The organism is Nonomuraea cypriaca (genome assembly GCF_015645445.1).
In the GTDB taxonomy this organism is placed as follows: domain Bacteria; phylum Actinomycetota; class Actinomycetes; order Streptosporangiales; family Streptosporangiaceae; genus Nonomuraea; species Nonomuraea cypriaca.
In genome coordinates this window covers 1-16,878 of the sequence record NZ_JADOGI010000224.1, presented here as the reverse complement: position 1 = coordinate 16,878, position 16,878 = coordinate 1, and the positions used below count along the sequence as shown (strand labels likewise).

Sequence of the window (16,878 nt, the reverse complement as noted above, 5' to 3'; positions counted from 1 at the left end):
GGCACGCCGGGCTTCGTACGATCTGGATCGACCGGGGCGTGGCGGCGGCGCGCGAACCGGCCGCCGATCACGTGGTGAGCGACGTGCTCGGCGCGCTCGACCTGTTGATCCGGGCGTAGGGGCCGATAGCGTGAACGCATGCGAGATCAGCCGGATGGATTCGACGAGAGGATGCTGCGGCCCGCGCTGAGCGAGTGGGGCATCGACGCCGCCACGCTCGACTACGCGCCGGTCGGGTTCGGGGACTTCCACTGGATCGCGGGCGACGGTCGCGGGCGCCGGTGGTTCGTCACCGTGGCGGACGTGCGGCGCAAGGCGTTCGACGACCTATGGGCCGCCATGGACACGGCGGCGGCGCTGCGCGACGAGGCCGGGCTGGAGTTCGTGGTCGCGCCGCTGCGGGCATCCGACGGCACGACGCTGCGGCGGCTCGACCGCCACCGGTACGCCATGAGCGTCTTCCCCTACGTCGACGGCGTCGCCGGTCATTTCGGCCAGGAGCCTTCGGCGTACGAGCGTGGCCAGGTCATCGACCTGCTGGCCGAGCTGCACGGGACCCCGGCGCCGATCTCCATACCTCCGCGCCCGGTGGAGCTGGCCGGCCGGGCCGCGCTGGAGCAGGCCGTCCGGGATCCGCTGGGGCCGTGGCTGGGCGGGCCGTACGCCGAGCCGGCCAGGAAGCTGGTCGGCGAGCACGCGGAGGTGCTGCGGCGCAGGCTGCGGGACTTCGACAAGATGGCGGGCGCGGCCGGCGAGCCCGTCGTGACCCACGGCGAGCCGCACCCCGGCAACCTGCTGCGCGTCGGCGAGCGGCTGCTCCTGGTCGACTGGGACACGGTGGGCCTGGCCGCGCCGGAGCGTGACCTGTGGTCGGTCGTCAGGGAGCCCGCCGACCTCGCCAGATACGAAGAGGCCACCGGCCGCACCCCCGACCCGGCGGCCATGGAGCTCTACCGGCTGCGGTGGGCCCTCGACGACGTGGCCGAGTTCGTGGCGTGGTTCCGCGCGCCGCACGGGCGCACGCCGGACGCCGAGCAGAGCTGGCAGGGGCTGACCAAGACGCTCGAAGAACTGACCGCATCCTGAGGGGTACGCCGCGCCGTCGCCGGCGCGACCGCCGCCGGGCACCCTCGAACGGCAGGCCGAACGCCTCCTCACCCTCCTGGACGGCTGACGATCCCTTGGCACTTGGCCCTGTGCTTTCTGTAGTCTTACCGTCACGTTAAGCAGTCAGGCGCTGAGACGAAGGAGCACACGTGGGCCGGCACACCAAGCCCCACAACCCCAAGGAGCAGCCGCACGAGCCCAACGAGGGTCCCGACCAGCTGGAGGACCACACCGGCCGCGGCAAGCACGCCAGGAAGCCGGAGGACGCGAAGTAGCGCGCGGTGCGCCGCCGCGAGGCGCGACGGCGCGCCGCGCCGAAACTTTCATGAGCACGAGCATGTGAGCTCGGCTCATACCAGGTCATCGCTCCCGGCACAGGTAATCGCACACCAGGGATATTGCCGCTGCGAAAGTTTCAGTACACACTCGCAATGTTTCAGACCAGCGAGGTGGAGAGGAACTCGATGAACCTGAAAGCCCGGATAGCGGCTGCCGTGATCGCCGCGGCGGCCCTGATCACCATGGGCCTGATCACTGCGCCACCGGCCGCGTCGGCGCAGCTGACGGAGGTGACCGGTTTCGGCACGAACCCCACCAGCTTACGCATGCACCTGTACGTCCCCGACGGCGTGGGCGCGCGCCCGGCGGTCTTGGTGGCCGTGCACTACTGCACCGGTTCAGGCCCGGCGTTCTACTCCGGCACGGAGTTCGCCTCGCTGGCCGACCGGCACAAGTTCGTGGTCATCTACCCCTCGGCGACCAGGAGCGGCTCCTGCTTCGACGTCTCCTCGCCGCAGGCGCTGCGGCACGACGGCGGCAGCGACCCGGCCGGGATCGTCTCCATGGTCAGGTACGTCCAGGAACGCTACAACGCCGACCCCGCCCGCACGTACGTGGCCGGCGCCTCCTCCGGCGCCATGATGACCAACGTCCTGCTGGGCGCGTACCCCGACGTGTTCAAGGCCGGAGCGGCGTTCATGGGCGTGCCGTTCGGCTGCTTCGCCACCACCGACGGCTCCAGCTGGAACAGCACCTGCGCCAACGGGCAGCTCATCAGGACGCCACAGCAGTGGGGCGACCTGGTACGCGCGGCCTACCCCGGCTACAGCGGCCCGCGCCCGCGCATGCAGGTGTGGCACGGCACCGAGGACAGCACGCTGCGCTACCCGAACCTCCAGGAGGAGATCAAGCAGTGGACCAACGTCCACGGCCTCAGCCAGACGCCCAGCCTCGCCGACCGGCCCCAGTCCAGCTGGACCCGCACGAGGTACGGCGGCACAGGGACGACCGTCCCCGTCGAGGCCATCAGCGTCCAGGGCGTGGGACACAGCCTGCCCATGAGCGGGATGACGGCGGCCGCGATCGACTTCCTCGGCCTGTCGCAGGGCGGCGGCCCCGCCCCGACCACCGCTCCGACCGTCTCGCCGACCATCTCCCCGACCCCGCCGGCCGGGACGTGCCGGGTCACGTACACGATGAGCAGCTGGAACACCGGCTTCACCGCCGCCGTCACGATCACCAACACGAGCACCACCCAGGTCTCGTCCTGGAGCCTCGCCTTCCCGCTGCCCTCCGGCCAGTCGGTCACCTCCGTCTGGAACGCCACGGTCTCGCCCAGCAGCGGCCAGGTCACCGCGCGGAACGTCGCCTACAACGCGGCCATCGCGCCGGGCGCGTCCGCGTCGTTCGGACTCCAGGCCACCCACGGCGGCAACACCGCTGAGCCGGCCGCCTTCACCCTGAACGGCGCCGCCTGCACTGTCGCCTGATCCCCGTCTCCGTTCACCGGCCCGCCCACACCGCGGGCCGGCGAACGGAGGATCCATACGGGATGGTCAGGGCCAGTCGAGGGCGGGGCGCAGGGGGACGCCCGAGCGGCCCTTCTGGTCGAGTTTCACGCCGAGGACCTGGTGGAGCTGGACCTTGTTGCGTTCGAAGCCCACGATGCAGCCAGCCATGTAGAGAGCCCAGACCCGGGCCGTGCCCAGGCCGACCTCCTGGACCGCGTCCTGCCAGTTGGCGTCCAGGTTGTCGCACCAGTGGCGCAGGGTCTTGGCGTAGTGTTCCCGGAGGTTCTCCTCGTGCCTGATCTCGAAGCCGAGGTCCTCCATCTGCCTGGTCAGCCAGCCCACCGACTCAAGCTCGCCGTCGGGGAAGACGTAGCGGTTGATGAAGCCGCCCTTGTTGAACGTCTTCTCCTTGCCGGTCGGCCTGGTGATGCAGTGGTTGAGCAGCCGCCCGCCCGGCTTCAGCTTGCCGTACAGGAAGGTGAAGTACGAAGGGACGTTGGACTTGCCGATGTGCTCGGTCAGGCCGATCGAGCTGACCGCGTCGAAATCGGTCTCCTGGACGTCGCGGTAGTCCATGAAGCGGACCTCCGCCAGGTCCTGGAGGCCGGCGTCGATGATGGCCTGCTGCGCCCACTCCGCCTGCTGCTTGCTCAGCGTGACGCCCAGGGCCTTGACGCCGTAGTGCTTGGCGGCGTGTATGACCATGCCGCCCCAGCCGCAGCCGACGTCCAGCAGCCGCATCCCCGGCTCCAGGCCGAGCTTGCGGGCCACCAGGTCGAACTTGGCGTACTGGGCCTCTTCCAGCGTCGCGTCCTCGGAGGGGAAGACGGCGCACGTGTAGGCCATGGATGGGCCCAGCACCCACGAGTAGAAGAGGTTGGAGACGTCGTAGTGGTGGTGGATGGCCTCGGCGTCGCGCTGCTTGGCGTGCCGTGAGCCGAGCCTGGCCAGGGCGCTCTGGCGCATCTCCTGCGGCGGCGGCGGCACGCGCATCAGGAGCGGCTTGACGCCCAGCGAGCGGACGGCCCCGAGCTTTTCTGCCGTGGTGAGGTCGTTGGTGGTGATGTTCCACATGCGGTCGAGCAACGTGTACAGGTCGCCGTGCACGTCGATGTGGCCCGAGACGTAGGCTCTGGCCAGGCCCAGCTCGCCCGGGGCCTGGGCGAGGTAGGCGACCGCGATCGGCGACTTGACCTCGATCGCGAGGTCGGCCCCGTCCGGCCCCGCCTTGCTTCCGTCGTATGCCATGAACGCGAGGTTCGCGTTCGTGCCGACGATTTTCTCAAAGATGGTTGCGAGAGCCATCAACTCACCTTCCCCGTACACACTTTTCGTACAGGTCCAGCAGGCGACCATTCGGGTCGTATTCCCGCTTGACCGGCCAGTAGGCATCGCCGTTGTACAGCTGCCAGAACTGCTCAGGGGCGTAGAAGGAGGTCGAGTAGAGCGACTTGTGGCCGTCGAGCTCGTGCACCGAGTTCTCGATCAGCCGGTTGTAGTAGCCGTCGAACCGCCCCCGTGGCAGCGGCACCATACCCCAGAATCCGAAGTTGACGTAGAGCCTGCCCGGCTCCAGCGGGTAGATCGGCCAGCGGGAGCCGGCCCGCAGCGGGCACATCCACACCGGGGTCATGCCCACTTTCTCGTGGAAGAACTCCAGGAACTCCGCGCCCCGCTCGACCGGCGTCTCGACGTCCTGGATGACCGACTCCTGCACGGGCTGGTCCCGCCAGCGGTCGATGCGGGCGGTCACGCCGTACTTCCTGTCGAGCGACACGAGCCTGCGGTAGACGTCGGAGCGCATCCAGCGGCGGGGCATCAGCGAGCGGACCACCGGCTGCTGCACGCCGAAGGCGCGCGAGCACCAGAACCAGTCGGTGTCCCAGCGCCACAGGTAGTCGCGGATGGTCAGCCAGTCGCGGTTGCGCTGCTGGATCGACTGGTAGTAGATGCGCATGCCGGTGTAGTCGGACACGTAGGGGGCGCGCTCGGCGAAGCGGCCGAGCGTCAGGTACATCTCCCCCGGGCCGAAGAAGACGCCGTCCACGAAGTCGACGTCCTCGCCGTCGTGGACCATGCCCTCGCAGATCTCCTGCATGGCGAGCATGCACTTGGCCGCGTCGGTGAACTTGACGTGCGTGAGGTGGACGTACGGCTGCACCTTGCGCAGCTTGATCCGGATGCGCAGCGCGTAGCCGAGCGTGCCGTAGGAGTTGGGGAAGGCGCGGAAGAGGTCGCGGTGCTCGTTGTCGTCCCGCGCGACGATGACGCGCCCGTCGCCGGTGAGGATCTCGAGCTCTTCGACCGACTCGTGCGGCAGGCCGTCCCTGAAGCTGCTGGACTCGATGCCGAGCCCCGTCACGGCACCGCCCAGCGTGATCGTCTTGAGCTGCGGCACGACATACGGCATGAGCCCGTGCGGGAGGGTGGCGTCCACCAGGTGCTCGTACGTGGTCATGCCCTGGACCTCGGCCGTCATGGTCTCCGGGTCCACGCTGATGACCTCGTCGAGATCCCGCGCCGAGAGCTTGGCCGTCTTGTCCGAGTCGCGGAACCTGAACAGGTTGGACGTGGATTTGGCCAGCCGGGGCGCGGCGCCGCCCGGGATCTCGGAGTAGGACTGCCGGATCTGCTCCACGGCCCGTTGGTGAGTCGACATCGTCGTCGTCATGAAAGCACCCCCTTGAGCTGGCAGAGATCGTCCGTAAGAACGTATCTCCCAGCGACCACCCGGAACAGACCGGGGTCGTTAAAGACACGAAAACTGTTCATAGTGCCAGGTGAACCGCCTATGCGGTAGATGATCGCGCCAACTTCCGGCGGATGACCGGCGATACGCCGTTGACCACGGCGTCCACCTCGCGTCCCTCCAGCGCGGCGGCCAGGTTGTCCAGCGTGGCCGTGAGCAGGCGACTCGTGGCCTCCGGCGTGACTCCCGCGACGTGCGGGGACAACAGGACGTTGGGGACGTCGCGCAGCGGGTCGCCGGCGGGCAGTGGCTCGTCCTCGAAGACGTCCAGCGCCGCCCCGCCCAGGTGGCCGTCGCGGAGCGCCGCGGCCAGCGAGCGCTGGTCGACCACGCCGCCTCTGGCCGCGTTCACCAGGAGGGCGCCCTGCTTCATCGCGCCCGGGTCGACGAGGTCGCGGGTCTCCTCCGACAGCGCGATGACGACCACCACGACGTCGCAGGCGGACAGGAGCGTCTCCAGGTCCTCGAAGCCGGGGTCCGCACGGGGCGTGCGGGTCCAGTAGGTCACCTCGCAGCCGAGCGCGCGGAACATCCCGGCGCAGGTGGCGCCGATCGGACCGTAGCCGACGACGCCGACACGCCGGCCGCGTAGCTCGCGGGGCATCAGGCCCTGCTGCGGCCACTCCCCCGCGCGTACGGCGGCGTCCGCGGCGGCCAGCCTGCGCATCAGCGCCAGCGTGGCGGCCAGGCACCACTCGGCGACGGCGACGGCGCTGACCCCGGGCGTGTTCGCCAGTGGCACCCCGGCCGCGGCCAGGGCGTCGAGGTCGTAGCCGTTCACGCCCACGGACGGCTGCTGCACGAACGCCAGCCGTGGCGCGGCCGCGACCGCCGCGGCGTCCAGCACGAGTGTGCCCGTCCAGTCGCCGACGACGATCTCGGCCTCAGGCAGCGCGGCCAGGAGGCCCTCCCTGTCGCGCGTCGCGGGCAGGCGCACCTCCACCCGGTCACCGAGCGGGGCGAGCAGGCGGCGCATCGGCTCCTCGGGGAGCGGCGGCAGGGCGAGCAGCTTCCAGGGGCTCATACCCCCACAGTAAAGCTGCTGATCACCTGCCGCATCAGCGCCCTGCTGCCCCGCCACTGGTTCTCGGTGACCGTCCAGGACAGGACGTAGGCGGTGTCGCCGATGGCGAGGGCGCGGCGTACCTCGTGGTAGCGCGTGCCCGGCGTGATCCACGGCTGGCCGGGCGTCTGGCCGGAGGTCCAGGAGACCTCCCACTCCACCGCCCGCACGCCCTGGTGGGTGACCGTCCTGCGGCTGCGGTTCGCCACCTTCTCCGCCTCCTGCTTGAGGGTCTCCGCGGAGTCGCGCATGACCTGGTTCGGGTCGATGGTGGCGTAGAGGGCCTGGACGCCGAGGTGGGCGTTCCCGTCCCGGCGGGTCCACTCGGCGTAGGAATCCCCGAGTGTGCCCTTCCAGCCGATGGGCCGCATGATCGACCAGCCGTCGCGCGACTTCCACGCCCGCACGGCCGGGACTGCCCTGGTCACGCTGGGCGTCGGGGTGGGCGTGGGCGTGGCGCTCGGCGTGGGCGACGCGCTCGTCGTGAGCGGGGCGGTCGCGGCGGCGGGCCGCGCGGCGGCGCGCGGGGAGCCCTCCGCCGGGGCTGCGAGCCTGAAGTACGCGACCGTGCCGCCCGCGATCACCAGCACCGCCGCCGCGCCCGCCGCGAGCAGGGCCCGGCCCTTGCCGCCGCGCGGCTTCCCGTGCGGCACGTCGCGGTCGGCGTGCGCGGGCCTGGCCGCGGCGATGGCGGCGAGCAGCCGGTCGGCCTCCTCGGCGTCGACCCGTTCCTCCGGCTCCTTGCGCAGCAGGCCGCGCAGGACGGGATGCATGATCGGCGGGATCCTGCGGTAGTCGGGCTCCTCCGTGAGCAGCGCGTTGAGCGTCGCCATGGGGTCGCCCCGCTCGAACGGCGAGCGCCCCACCATGCACGCGTACAACGTCGCGCCCAGCGACCACAGGTCGGAGGCCGGCCCCGCGTCGGTGGCGCGGACGCGTTCCGGGGCGAGGAAGCTCGGCGAGCCGGTGACCATGCCGGTCGAGGTGAGCGACGGATCGCCCTCGGCGGTGGCGATGCCGAAATCGGTCAGCACGGCCCGGCCGTCGTCGGTCATGAGGATGTTACTGGGCTTGACGTCCCGGTGCAGGATGCCCGCCTCGTGGGCGGCCTTCAGCGCCGACAGCACCTGCCGGCCCACGTCCGCCGCCTCCCGTACGGGCAGGGCGCCCGAGCTGAGCACGACCTGCTCGACCGAGGGATGGGGCAGCAACTCCATCACGACCCACGGGCGGCCGTTCTCCTCGACCACGTCGTAGATCGCGACGACCGAGGGATGGTTCAGCTTGGCCGCCGTACGCGCCTCCCTGGCGGTACGCAACAACTGCCGCTCCTGGTCGCCCGGCGACGCGCCCTCCGGCAGCAGCACCTCCTTGATGGCGACCTGCCGATTGAGCAGCGTGTCCTGGCCTTCCCAGACCACGCCCATTCCCCCGCGACCCAGTTCGCGCAGTAACTGGTAGCGCCCTGCGATGAGCCGGTTGCTATCCGAAACCATGTCCTACCCCTCAGACCACCCGAACAGTGGGCAAGTTTCCCATACCTCCTGCGACTTCGCGGGAAGGTCGGGAAGGCGGCTTGTCACAGGCCACCGAATGTTGTTCTACTTAGGCGAGTCAGACAATGAGGAGAGGCCCATGTCGGAGGTTCGCCGGGGTCCGCTGGCCGGGGTGCGGGTGCTGGAGCTGGCCGGACTCGCTCCCGGGCCGTTCGCCGGGATGATGCTGGCCGACCACGGCGCCGAGGTGCTGCGCGTGGACCGGGTCAAGGCCGTCTCCGACCGGCCGCGTACGGACGTGATGGACCGCGGCAAGCGCACGGTCGGGCTGGATCTGAAGGCTCCCGAGGGCGTGGCGGCGTTCAAGGAGCTGGTGCGGCACGCCGACGTGGTGATCGAGGTGTTCCGGCCCGGGGTTGCCGAGCGGCTCGGCATCGGGCCCGCCGACCTGCACGCGGTGAACGAGCGGTTGGTCTACGGCCGGATGACCGGGTGGGGCCAGGACGGGCCGCTGGCCGCCACGGCGGGACACGACATCGACTACATCGCGATCTCCGGCGTCCTGTCGATGCTGGGCAGGGAAGGGGACAAGCCGACCCCGCCGATCAACATCCTGGGCGACTTCGCCGGCGGCGGCCTCATGCTCGCGTACGGGGTGCTGCTCGCCCTGTTCGAGCGGGAGCGGACCGGGCTGGGCCGGGTGATCGACGCGGCCATGGTGGACGGCGCGTCGATCCTGTTCGCGATGTTCTACCAGGCCGTGCAGGGCGGCCACTGGGGTCCGCGGGGCACGAACCTGCTGGACACCGGGGCGCCGCAGTACGACACGTACGAGACCGCCGACGGACTTTACGTGGCCGTCGGATCGCTGGAGCCGCAGTTCTGGGACGCCATGGTCGGCCTCATGGGCCTGACCGACCTGCCCGACAGGAACGACAGGACCCGGTGGCCCGCGCTGAAGGCCCGGCTCGCCGCCGAGTTCAAGACCAGGACGCGGGCCGAGTGGGAGGCGGTGTTCGAGGGCTCGGACGCCTGCGTCTCCCCCGTGCTTTCCATGGCGGAGGCCGCCTCCCATCCGCACAACGTCGCCAGGGGCGGCTTCGCCGACGTCGGCGGCGTGACCCAGCCGGCGCCCGCGCCGCGTCTGCTCGGCGTGCCGGCCCAGGACCTGGCGCCGGCGACCCGGCTCACCGACCTTTCCGGCTGGGGGCTGTCGAAGGAGACGGCGGAGCGGCTGCGTGGCCAAGGGGTGCTCGCGTGAACGCCGAGTAGTCCTTCAGCACGATCGAGTCGTGCAGGCGCACGCCCTTGGTGTTGAGCTTGGCCGCGGCCCTGGTCAGCGCGACCGGCAGGTGGTTGATCAGCCGCACCCCCTGGGTGATCGCCCACAGGTCGAACCTGCTGCCCGGCACGATCCGCTTGGCCGCGCCGATGGCGAACTCGCGGCTGCGGCGGGCGTACTCGCCGATCTCGGCCTCGTAGGACGGGAAGGCGCGCGTGTGGTCGCCGCCGTGCGCGGCCAACTCACCCGCCAGGATGTACGCCCCCACGACGGCCAGGCTCGTGCTGCCGCCGACGGCGGGACCAGGGCAGTAACCGGCGTCGCCCACCAGCGTCACCCGGCCGCGTGACCAGGAGTCCAGGCGGAGCTGGGTGATGGAGTCGAAGTAGAACGCGGGCGTGCGGTCCAGCTCCGCCAGCAGCCGGGGCACCTGCCGGCCGACGCCGGCGAAGCGCTCGCGGAGCAGCTCCTTCTGCCTGGGGACGTCCCGGTGGTGGTAGTCGAGCTGCTCCGGCGTCCTGAACAGGAACACCGCACGCGCGTCGTCCATGTGCGCCGCGCCGTATCCGGCCATCCTGCCGACCCCCGCGACGAGCTCCATCCGGCCGTCGAGCCCGAGGTGGCCGGGCATCGAGACGACGGCCAGATAGGCGCCGATCCAGGTGCTGTAGTCGGACTCGGGGCCGAAGACCAGGCGGCGCACGTTGGAGTGCAGCCCGTCGGCGCCGACCACCAGGTCGAAGCGCTCGGCCCGGCCACTGTCGAACACCACCTCGCCGTCGGCGGAGATCGAGGCGACGGAGTCGCCGAAGACGTAGTCGGCGTCGTGGCGGGTGGCGTCGTAGAAGATCTCGCTCAGGTCGTCGCGCATGATCTCGACGTGCCGGTCGGAGACGGCGGTCATCACGCGGGTCAGATCGACCTCCACCGGCCGCGACGCGCCCTCCCTGAACACCGTGAGCCGCTCCATGCCGGTCTTCCCGGCCACCACCTGCTCCAGCAGGCCCATCTGCTCGACGATGTCCATCGCCGGCCTGAACAGGTCGATCGCGTGGCCGCCGCCCGTCTTGCGCGGCGCCGGGGCGCGCTCGACGACCGTGACCTCGAAGCCGTACCTGGTGAGCCAGTAGGCGAGGACCGGACCCGCGACGCTCGCACCCGAGATGAGGATTCGCATACCGCCTCCTTACTTAACGGATGGTAAGTCGGACGGTACCATACTTACTTAACGGGAGGTAAGGGATATTCTTCGACCATGTCCAGTGACACCAAGGCGCGCATCCAGGCGGTGGCCCGCGAGCTGTTCGTCCGGCAAGGCGTGCGGAACACCAGCCTGCGCCAGATCTCAGACCGGCTGGGCATCACCAAGCCCGCGCTCTACTACCACTTCGCCTCGCGCGACGAGCTGGTGCGGAGCATCGTGCAGCCGATGGTGGAGGACATCGAGCGGTTCGTGGCCCAGCAGGCGCCCGGCGACGCCAGGCGGCTGCTCGACGACTACTTCGAGCTGATGTGGCGGCACCGGGAGGTGATCGTCATGATGGTGCGGGAGCTGTCCACCCTGGGCTATCTCGATCTGGGGGCGCGCATGTTCGACTGGCGGCGCCAGTTGATCATCCTGCTGCTGGGGCCCGAGCTCACGCAGGAGCAGCACATCAGGGCGACGGTGGCGCTTGGCGGCATGTCGGACTGCACGGTGGAATACGCGCACCTGCCGCTGGACGTGGTCAAGCCGCTGGCCGTCGCGGCGGCGGCCGACGCGCTCGGGCTCGCTCGGACGGCGACGTAGGCACGGACGTAGCGGTCGGCAGCGGTCGGCGCGGTTGGGGTGGTTGGGGTGGTTCCGTCAGATGGCGACGTAGAGGTCGGCGCCGTCGGGGTGGTGCACCTCGAGGTCCGTGGTGAAGGCGCGCGACGGTGTCCCGCCCGACTCGGTGTGTTTCCACACCTGCTGCCACGCCTCGACCAGCGCCTGCGGCATGGGGCCGCGGGCCCGCAGGTTCAGCGTCCGCGCGGCCGGCACGCGTACGGCCACCATGCCCTCCGGCAGCCGCGGCACCGTGCGCACGCCGATGCCGACGATCTGCGTGTAGGCCCCGTGGTGGTCGCTCTCGTAGTCCGTCAGCACCGCGTAGAGGTTCTCGTCGGCCCGCCCCGGCACGTGCGCGAAGGCCCCCGGCGCGCCCGCCCGCTGCCACAGCGCGGGCAGCCGGGCCCGTGCCGGATCCATCTCGTCGGCATTCGTGGTGCGTACGGCGAAGCCCACCACGATCAACTCGGCCCGGTCGGTGACGTCCACAGGCCCTCCCCTCCCCCAGAAGTGTCCCCGGCCGATCATAAGGCCCCGCGAACGGGCGATCCCCCTGTTGACCTGTAAGCACATAAGATGGATGAACGTGAAGTTTCTTAACGACCTCGAGCCCCAATATGACCTGACCTACAGCGACGTCTTCATGGTCCCGTCGCGTTCCTCGGTCGGCTCGCGGCTCGCGGTCGACCTGTCCACCAACGACGGCACGGGCACCACCATCCCCATCGTCGTAGCCAACATGACCGCGGTCGCGGGCCGTCGCATGGCCGAGACCGTGGCACGCCGGGGCGGCATCGCCGTGATCCCGCAGGACATCCCGCTCGACGTCGTGGCGAACGTCGTCGACTGGGTCAAGAAGCGCGACCTCGTACACGACACGCCGCTGACGCTGACCCCGCACGACACCGTCGGCGAGGCGCTGCAGTTGCTGCCCAAGCGGGCGCACGGCGCGATCGTCGTGGTCGACTGGGAGAACCGGCCGGTCGGGGTCGTCACCGAGGCCGACTGCCAGGGCGTGGACATGTACACGCAGCTCTCGCAGGTCATGTCGAGCGAGTTGCTGACGTTGCCGGCCGGGCTCGACCCGCGCGGCGCGTTCGACCGGCTGCACGAGGGCCGTCACCGGCTGGCGCCCATCGTGGACGCGAACGGGCGCCTGGAGGGCATCCTCACCCGTACGGGCGCCCTGCGCGCCACCCTCTACCGGCCCGCGGTCGACGCCGGGGGGCGGCTGCGCATCGCCGCCGCGGTCGGCGTGAACGGCGACGTGACCGCCAAGGCCAAGGAACTGCTCGAGGCCGGGGTCGACTGCCTGGTCGTGGACACCGCGCACGGCCACCAGGAGAAGATGGTCGCGGCCCTGCGCGCCGTCACGGCCCTGGATCCTGGCGTGCCCGTCGCGGGGGGCAACGTGGTGACGGCGGCCGGCGTACGCGATCTGGTGGCCGCCGGGGCCGACATACTCAAGGTCGGCGTGGGTCCGGGGGCCATGTGCACCACGCGGATGATGACCGGAGTAGGGCGGCCGCAGTTCTCGGCCGTGCTGGAGTGCTCGGCCGAGGCCCGCCGCCTGGGGCGCCACGTGTGGGCCGACGGCGGCGTGCGGCATCCGCGTGACGTGGCGCTGGCGCTGGCCGCCGGGGCTTCGAACGTGATGATCGGCTCGTGGTTCGCCGGGACGTACGAGTCGCCTGGCGACACCCACACGGACGCGAACGGGCGCAAGTACAAGGAGAGCTACGGCATGGCCTCCGCGCGGGCCGTGCGGCTCAGGACAGCCGAGGACTCGGCGTTCGACCGGGCCAGGAAGGCGCTGTTCGAGGAGGGCATCTCGACCTCGAGGATGTACCTGGATCCGCGGCGGCCCAGCGTGGAGGACCAGATCGACGCCATCGTGGCGGGGCTGCGGTCCTCGCTCACGTACGCGGGGGCGGTCAGCTTGGAGGAGTTCCGCGAGCGGGCGGTCGTGGGGGTCCAGAGCTCGTCGGGTTACAGCGAGGGAATGCCGATCCACGAGAGTTGGTGACGACCCGGAGGATGCCGCCTGGATGGTTCGCCGCCTGCGCTGCGCGGCCGTGTCCTGGTGGATGGCGCGGGTCAGGTGCGGCGTGCTGGTGGATCGCGCGGGTCAGGTGCGACGTGCTGGTGGATGGCGCGGGTCAGGTGCGGCGCCAGCCGCCTGCCGCGTTGATGCCGCCGTCCACGTGGACCGTCGTTCCCGTGACGAACCTGGCCAGGTCGCCGGCCAGGAACACGGCCGCCCCCGCCGCGTCCCCGGGGGCGCCCAGGCGGCCGAGGGGCGGGAGGCGTACCGGATCGTAGGGCAGCGGGCGGGTCAGCATGCGCTCGCGCAGGCCCGTCTCACCCTCGGTTTGGAGGGCGTCGGGCGCGATCGCGTTCACCCTGACGCCCTTCGGCGCCAGCTCCAGGGCCAGCGACTTCGTCAGGCTCTCCAGGCCGGCCTTCATGGCCGCGTGCACGGCGAAGCCGGGCGCGGCCCGGTGCGCATCGCCGGACGTGACGTTGATGATCGACCCGCCCGGCGGCATCATGGGCACGAACTGCCGGATCATGCCGGTGACCTGCGTGAGGTTCTCCTCGATGAGGATCTGCTCGCCCCGAGGGGAGGTGTCCTCGAACGGGGCGTGGAAGGTGCCGCCCGCGTTGTTGACCAGCACGTCGACGCGGCCCCAGCGCTCGCGTACGGCCTGCGCGAACACCTCCACCGCCACGTGGTCGCGCACGTCCAGCGTCATCGCCAGCTCGGCCTGCGGCTTGTCCCGGTCGCACACGGCGACGTGGGCCCCGAACGCCGCGAACGCCCCGGCGATCGCCTGCCCGATACCCCGCGCAGCCCCGGTGACGACGGCCACGCGGCCGGTGAGGAGGATCGCGTCGGGAGAAAGGGCGGCCATGGACGATGACCATATCCCGACCGCATAGAGTCGTCGGGACCATTCTCATCGTCAGTCAACAGGAGCACTTCGTGGCACTCTCGAAGCCCGAGATCGACTTTCCCGAGGGCAACCCGCCCGCCGACCTGGAGATCGTCGACCTGACCGTGGGCGACGGCCCGGAGGCCAAGTCCGGCCAGACCGTACGCGTCCACTATGTGGGCGTCTCCTTCTCCACCGGGGAGGAGTTCGACGCGTCGTGGAACCGTGGAGACGCGTTCGAGTTCCCGCTCGGCGGCGGGCGCGTCATCGCCGGCTGGGACCAAGGTGTGGTGGGCATGAAGGTCGGCGGCCGGCGCAGGCTGGTCATCCCGCCGCATCTCGGCTACGGCAGCCGTGGCGCCGGCGGCGGCCGCATCAAGCCGAACGAGACACTCATCTTCGTGGTCGACCTGCTCGGCGTCAGCTAAGACCATCAGCGGCCCCGCCGCCCCACCCCTCGGACGCGCGGGGCGGCGGGCTCCGCGAAACACCCCCGATCCCTGCCGGGCGGGCTCCCCGAAACACGCCCAATCCCAGATGCGGGCGGGCTCCGCGAAACACGTCCGATCCCCGGCAGCCTCGGGCCCCGCGAAACGCCCTGAGCCCAGATGGGGGCGGGCTTCGCGAAACGCGTCCGATTCCCGGTTGAGTGGGATCTGCGAAACGCGTTCGATTCCCGGTGGGGAAATGTCGTCGGCGTAAGGCACCATAGGCGTGTGCTTCTGATCGACGTGGTCCGGACTTCCGAGGCGGTGACCCGCACGCCCGCCAGGCTCGGGAAGATCGGCCATCTGGCGGAGCTGCTTGGCCGGGTCGGCCCGGACGAGGCGGAGATCGCGATCTCCTACCTCTCCGGCGAGCTGCCCCAGCGGCAGGTGGGCGTGGGCTGGCGCACGCTGGAGGACCTCCCCCAGCCCAAGCTGGCCGCCACCGCCACGCTGACCTCCGTCGACGAGCTGCTGACCAGGATCAAGGCCGTCTCCGGGCAGGGCTCGCAGGCGGCGCGCAAGACGCTGGTCACCAGCCTGTTCGCCGGGCTGACCAGCCAGGAGCAGCAGTTCATGCGGCGACTGCTGCACGGCGAGCTGCGGCAGGGGGCGCTCGACGGCGTCATGATCGAGGCGGTGGCCAAGGCGTCCGGCGCGCCGCCGGCCGACGTACGCAGGGCGCTCACGTTGCGCGGCTCGTTGCCCGCGGTCGGGGCGGCGGCGCTGAGCGGCGGGGTGGCCGCGCTGCACGCGTTCCACCTGGAGGTCGGGCGGCCGGTCACGCCGATGCTGGCGGGCAGCGCGCCCAACGTGGCGGCGAGCCTGGAGAAGGCGGGCGTGCCGGCGGCGCTGGAGTGGAAGCTGGACGGGATTCGCGTGCAGGCCCACCGGTCCGGCTCCGAGGTGCGGGTCTTCACGCGCATGCTCGACGACATCACGTCGCAGGTGCCCGAACTGGTCGAGGCGGTGCTGGAGATGCCGTACTCGGATCTGGTGCTGGACGGCGAGGTGATCGCGCTGCGTCCGGACGGGCGGCCGCATCCGTTCCAGGTGACGGCCGGCCGGGTCGGCAGCAAGACCAACGTGGCGCGGTTGCGCGAGCAGACGCCGCTGAGCGTGTTCTTCTTCGACGCGCTGCGGGTCGACGGGGTCGATCTGCTCGACCTGCCCTATTCGCGACGCCAGGAAGAGCTGGCGCGCACTGTCCCGCAGGGCCTCCTGACGCCGCGGCTCGTCACGGCGGACGTGGCGGAGGCGGAGAAGTTCTTCGGCGACGTGGTCAGGGCGGGTCACGAGGGGCTGGTCGTCAAGGCGCTGGCCTCGCCGTACGCGGCCGGCCGGCGTGGGGCCGGGTGGATCAAGGTCAAGCCGCGGCACACGCTCGACCTGGTGGTGCTGGCCGCCGAGTGGGGGCACGGGCGGCGCGAGGGCAAGCTGTCCAACCTGCATCTGGGCGCGCGCGACCCCGAGGGCGGCTTCGTGATGCTGGGCAAGACGTTCAAGGGACTGACGGATGAGCTGCTGGCGTGGCAGACCGAGCGCTTTCTCGAGCTGGCCGAGGGGCCGACCGACTCGTGGACCGTCAGCGTGCGGCCCGAGTTGGTGGTGGAGATCGCCTTCGATGGGGTCCAGCGCTCGCCGCGCTATCCCGGGGGGATGGCGCTGCGGTTCGCGCGGGTCCTGCGCTATCGGCCGGACAAGCGGGTCGAGGATGCCGACACGGTGGAGACCGTACGCTCCCTCATGCTCTGAGCCTGGGTGTTCTTGGCAATTTGTCACCTTAAGTGAGATGCATCACTGCATATCGCTTTAGGTTGCTTTTGCCTGGCTTTCGTCGCGTATGTTCGTCTTCGCCGCGGGTTCCCCTGGCCCGCGCGCGGGTCGGCCTCCGTACGCCGCTCACCCCCCACGGGCCTGGCCTTTGCCTTTCCTGTTCCCTAGCTAGGACCGTGGTTCATCTTGGGCCGGCACTCGTACATGTCCTCCCCTCGACTCTCGCCTGGCAAGCTCCGCTGGACCGCCATCGCAGCCGGCGCGGCCGTCCTCGCCACTGCCTCGACCACCGCTTGGGTCGTCATGACGGATAACGACCCCACCAAGCGCACCACCCTGACCTTCGCCGGAACACCCCCAAACACCACCCCCTCGACCGAGCCC

Annotated in this window: 16 protein-coding genes; 9 read left to right on the top strand and 7 right to left on the bottom strand. The window is 70.6% G+C overall.

Annotated elements, in window-relative coordinates:
- Positions 1–138 precede the first annotated feature (138 nt).
- From ITP53_RS44640 to ITP53_RS44635, 3 genes are all read left to right on the top strand, one after another.
- Positions 139–1,086, top strand: coding sequence for a phosphotransferase (locus tag ITP53_RS44640; RefSeq protein WP_195901539.1), 948 nt, complete (start codon positions 139–141; stop codon positions 1,084–1,086).
- A 170-nt stretch (positions 1,087–1,256) separates the two neighbouring features.
- Complete coding sequence (locus ITP53_RS59780; RefSeq protein WP_268961392.1) at positions 1,257–1,382, top strand: hypothetical protein; 126 nt, start codon at positions 1,257–1,259, stop codon at positions 1,380–1,382.
- Between the two features lie 189 nt (positions 1,383–1,571).
- On the top strand, positions 1,572–2,876 hold the full coding sequence (locus tag ITP53_RS44635) for an extracellular catalytic domain type 1 short-chain-length polyhydroxyalkanoate depolymerase (protein WP_195901538.1): 1,305 nt from the start codon (positions 1,572–1,574) through the stop codon (positions 2,874–2,876).
- A gap of 66 nt (positions 2,877–2,942) precedes the next feature.
- On the opposite strand, the gene ITP53_RS44630 is transcribed toward ITP53_RS44635, so the two are convergent.
- The 4 genes from ITP53_RS44630 to ITP53_RS56490 form a co-directional block, all read right to left on the bottom strand.
- On the bottom strand, positions 2,943–4,202 hold the full coding sequence (locus tag ITP53_RS44630; RefSeq protein WP_195901537.1) for an SAM-dependent methyltransferase: 1,260 nt from the start codon (positions 4,200–4,202) through the stop codon (positions 2,943–2,945).
- A gap of 4 nt (positions 4,203–4,206) precedes the next feature.
- A complete protein-coding gene (locus tag ITP53_RS44625; protein WP_236051887.1) occupies positions 4,207–5,568 on the bottom strand; it encodes an FAD-binding oxidoreductase in 1,362 nt (453 codons plus the stop codon).
- 118 nt (positions 5,569–5,686) lie between these two features.
- Positions 5,687–6,670: an NAD(P)-dependent oxidoreductase gene (locus ITP53_RS44620; RefSeq protein ID WP_195901536.1), complete on the bottom strand. Its 984-nt coding sequence runs from the start codon at positions 6,668–6,670 to the stop codon at positions 5,687–5,689.
- Complete coding sequence (locus tag ITP53_RS56490) at positions 6,667–8,205, bottom strand: serine/threonine-protein kinase (protein WP_207757315.1); 1,539 nt, start codon at positions 8,203–8,205, stop codon at positions 6,667–6,669. The genes ITP53_RS44620 and ITP53_RS56490 overlap by 4 nt, the downstream gene beginning before the upstream one ends.
- 139 nt (positions 8,206–8,344) lie before the next feature.
- On the opposite strand from ITP53_RS56490, the gene ITP53_RS44610 reads away from it, so the two are divergent.
- Complete coding sequence (locus ITP53_RS44610) at positions 8,345–9,466, top strand: CaiB/BaiF CoA transferase family protein (protein ID WP_195901535.1); 1,122 nt, start codon at positions 8,345–8,347, stop codon at positions 9,464–9,466.
- Here ITP53_RS44610 and ITP53_RS44605 read toward each other — a convergent pair.
- Entirely contained in the window at positions 9,393–10,664 is a 1,272-nt protein-coding gene (locus ITP53_RS44605; RefSeq protein ID WP_195901534.1) for an FAD-dependent monooxygenase, read from the bottom strand. The genes ITP53_RS44610 and ITP53_RS44605 overlap by 74 nt on opposite strands.
- Positions 10,665–10,742: 78 nt before the next feature.
- On the opposite strand from ITP53_RS44605, the gene ITP53_RS44600 reads away from it, so the two are divergent.
- Positions 10,743–11,276 carry a TetR/AcrR family transcriptional regulator gene (locus ITP53_RS44600; RefSeq protein ID WP_195901533.1) on the top strand — a complete coding sequence of 178 codons (534 nt, stop codon included), beginning with the start codon at positions 10,743–10,745 and terminating at the stop codon, positions 11,274–11,276.
- A 57-nt stretch (positions 11,277–11,333) separates the two neighbouring features.
- Here the strand turns inward: ITP53_RS44600 and ITP53_RS44595 are convergent, their stop codons facing one another.
- Complete coding sequence (locus tag ITP53_RS44595) at positions 11,334–11,786, bottom strand: GyrI-like domain-containing protein (protein ID WP_195901532.1); 453 nt, start codon at positions 11,784–11,786, stop codon at positions 11,334–11,336.
- 97 nt (positions 11,787–11,883) lie between these two features.
- On the opposite strand from ITP53_RS44595, the gene ITP53_RS44590 reads away from it, so the two are divergent.
- A complete protein-coding gene (locus tag ITP53_RS44590) occupies positions 11,884–13,323 on the top strand; it encodes a GuaB1 family IMP dehydrogenase-related protein (RefSeq protein ID WP_195901531.1) in 1,440 nt (479 codons plus the stop codon).
- A 133-nt stretch (positions 13,324–13,456) separates the two neighbouring features.
- Here the strand turns inward: ITP53_RS44590 and ITP53_RS44585 are convergent, their stop codons facing one another.
- Positions 13,457–14,212: an SDR family NAD(P)-dependent oxidoreductase gene (locus ITP53_RS44585; RefSeq protein ID WP_195901530.1), complete on the bottom strand. Its 756-nt coding sequence runs from the start codon at positions 14,210–14,212 to the stop codon at positions 13,457–13,459.
- Positions 14,213–14,283: 71 nt separating this feature from the next.
- Here ITP53_RS44585 and ITP53_RS44580 point away from each other — a divergent pair, with 71 nt between their 5' ends.
- The 3 genes from ITP53_RS44580 to ITP53_RS56485 form a co-directional block, all read left to right on the top strand.
- Entirely contained in the window at positions 14,284–14,661 is a 378-nt protein-coding gene (locus tag ITP53_RS44580) for an FKBP-type peptidyl-prolyl cis-trans isomerase (protein ID WP_195901529.1), read from the top strand.
- Positions 14,662–14,949: 288 nt separating this feature from the next.
- The gene (locus tag ITP53_RS44575) at positions 14,950–16,473 is read left to right on the top strand and encodes an ATP-dependent DNA ligase (RefSeq protein ID WP_195901528.1); all 1,524 of its coding nucleotides are present in this window, start codon (positions 14,950–14,952) and stop codon (positions 16,471–16,473) included.
- A 225-nt stretch (positions 16,474–16,698) separates the two neighbouring features.
- Positions 16,699–16,878, top strand: a 180-nt coding sequence (locus tag ITP53_RS56485) for a hypothetical protein (protein ID WP_207757310.1), incomplete at its 3' end; no start/stop codon positions are given.

Excerpts from the sequence above, each read along its gene's own strand:
- ITP53_RS44585 (WP_195901530.1), bottom strand. The coding sequence starts at position 14,212 with ATGGCCGCCCTTTCTCCCGACGCGATCCTCCTCACCGGCCGCGTGGCC.
- ITP53_RS44620 (WP_195901536.1), bottom strand. The coding sequence starts at position 6,670 with ATGAGCCCCTGGAAGCTGCTCGCCCTGCCGCCGCTCCCCGAGGAGCCG.
- ITP53_RS56490 (WP_207757315.1), bottom strand. The coding sequence starts at position 8,205 with ATGGTTTCGGATAGCAACCGGCTCATCGCAGGGCGCTACCAGTTACTG.
- ITP53_RS44610 (WP_195901535.1), top strand. The coding sequence starts at position 8,345 with ATGTCGGAGGTTCGCCGGGGTCCGCTGGCCGGGGTGCGGGTGCTGGAG.
- ITP53_RS44635 (WP_195901538.1), top strand. The coding sequence starts at position 1,572 with ATGAACCTGAAAGCCCGGATAGCGGCTGCCGTGATCGCCGCGGCGGCC.
- ITP53_RS44605 (WP_195901534.1), bottom strand. The coding sequence starts at position 10,664 with ATGCGAATCCTCATCTCGGGTGCGAGCGTCGCGGGTCCGGTCCTCGCC.
- ITP53_RS44640 (WP_195901539.1), top strand. The coding sequence starts at position 139 with ATGCGAGATCAGCCGGATGGATTCGACGAGAGGATGCTGCGGCCCGCG.
- ITP53_RS44600 (WP_195901533.1), top strand. The coding sequence starts at position 10,743 with ATGTCCAGTGACACCAAGGCGCGCATCCAGGCGGTGGCCCGCGAGCTG.
- ITP53_RS44625 (WP_236051887.1), bottom strand. The coding sequence starts at position 5,568 with ATGACGACGACGATGTCGACTCACCAACGGGCCGTGGAGCAGATCCGG.
- ITP53_RS44630 (WP_195901537.1), bottom strand. The coding sequence starts at position 4,202 with ATGGCTCTCGCAACCATCTTTGAGAAAATCGTCGGCACGAACGCGAAC.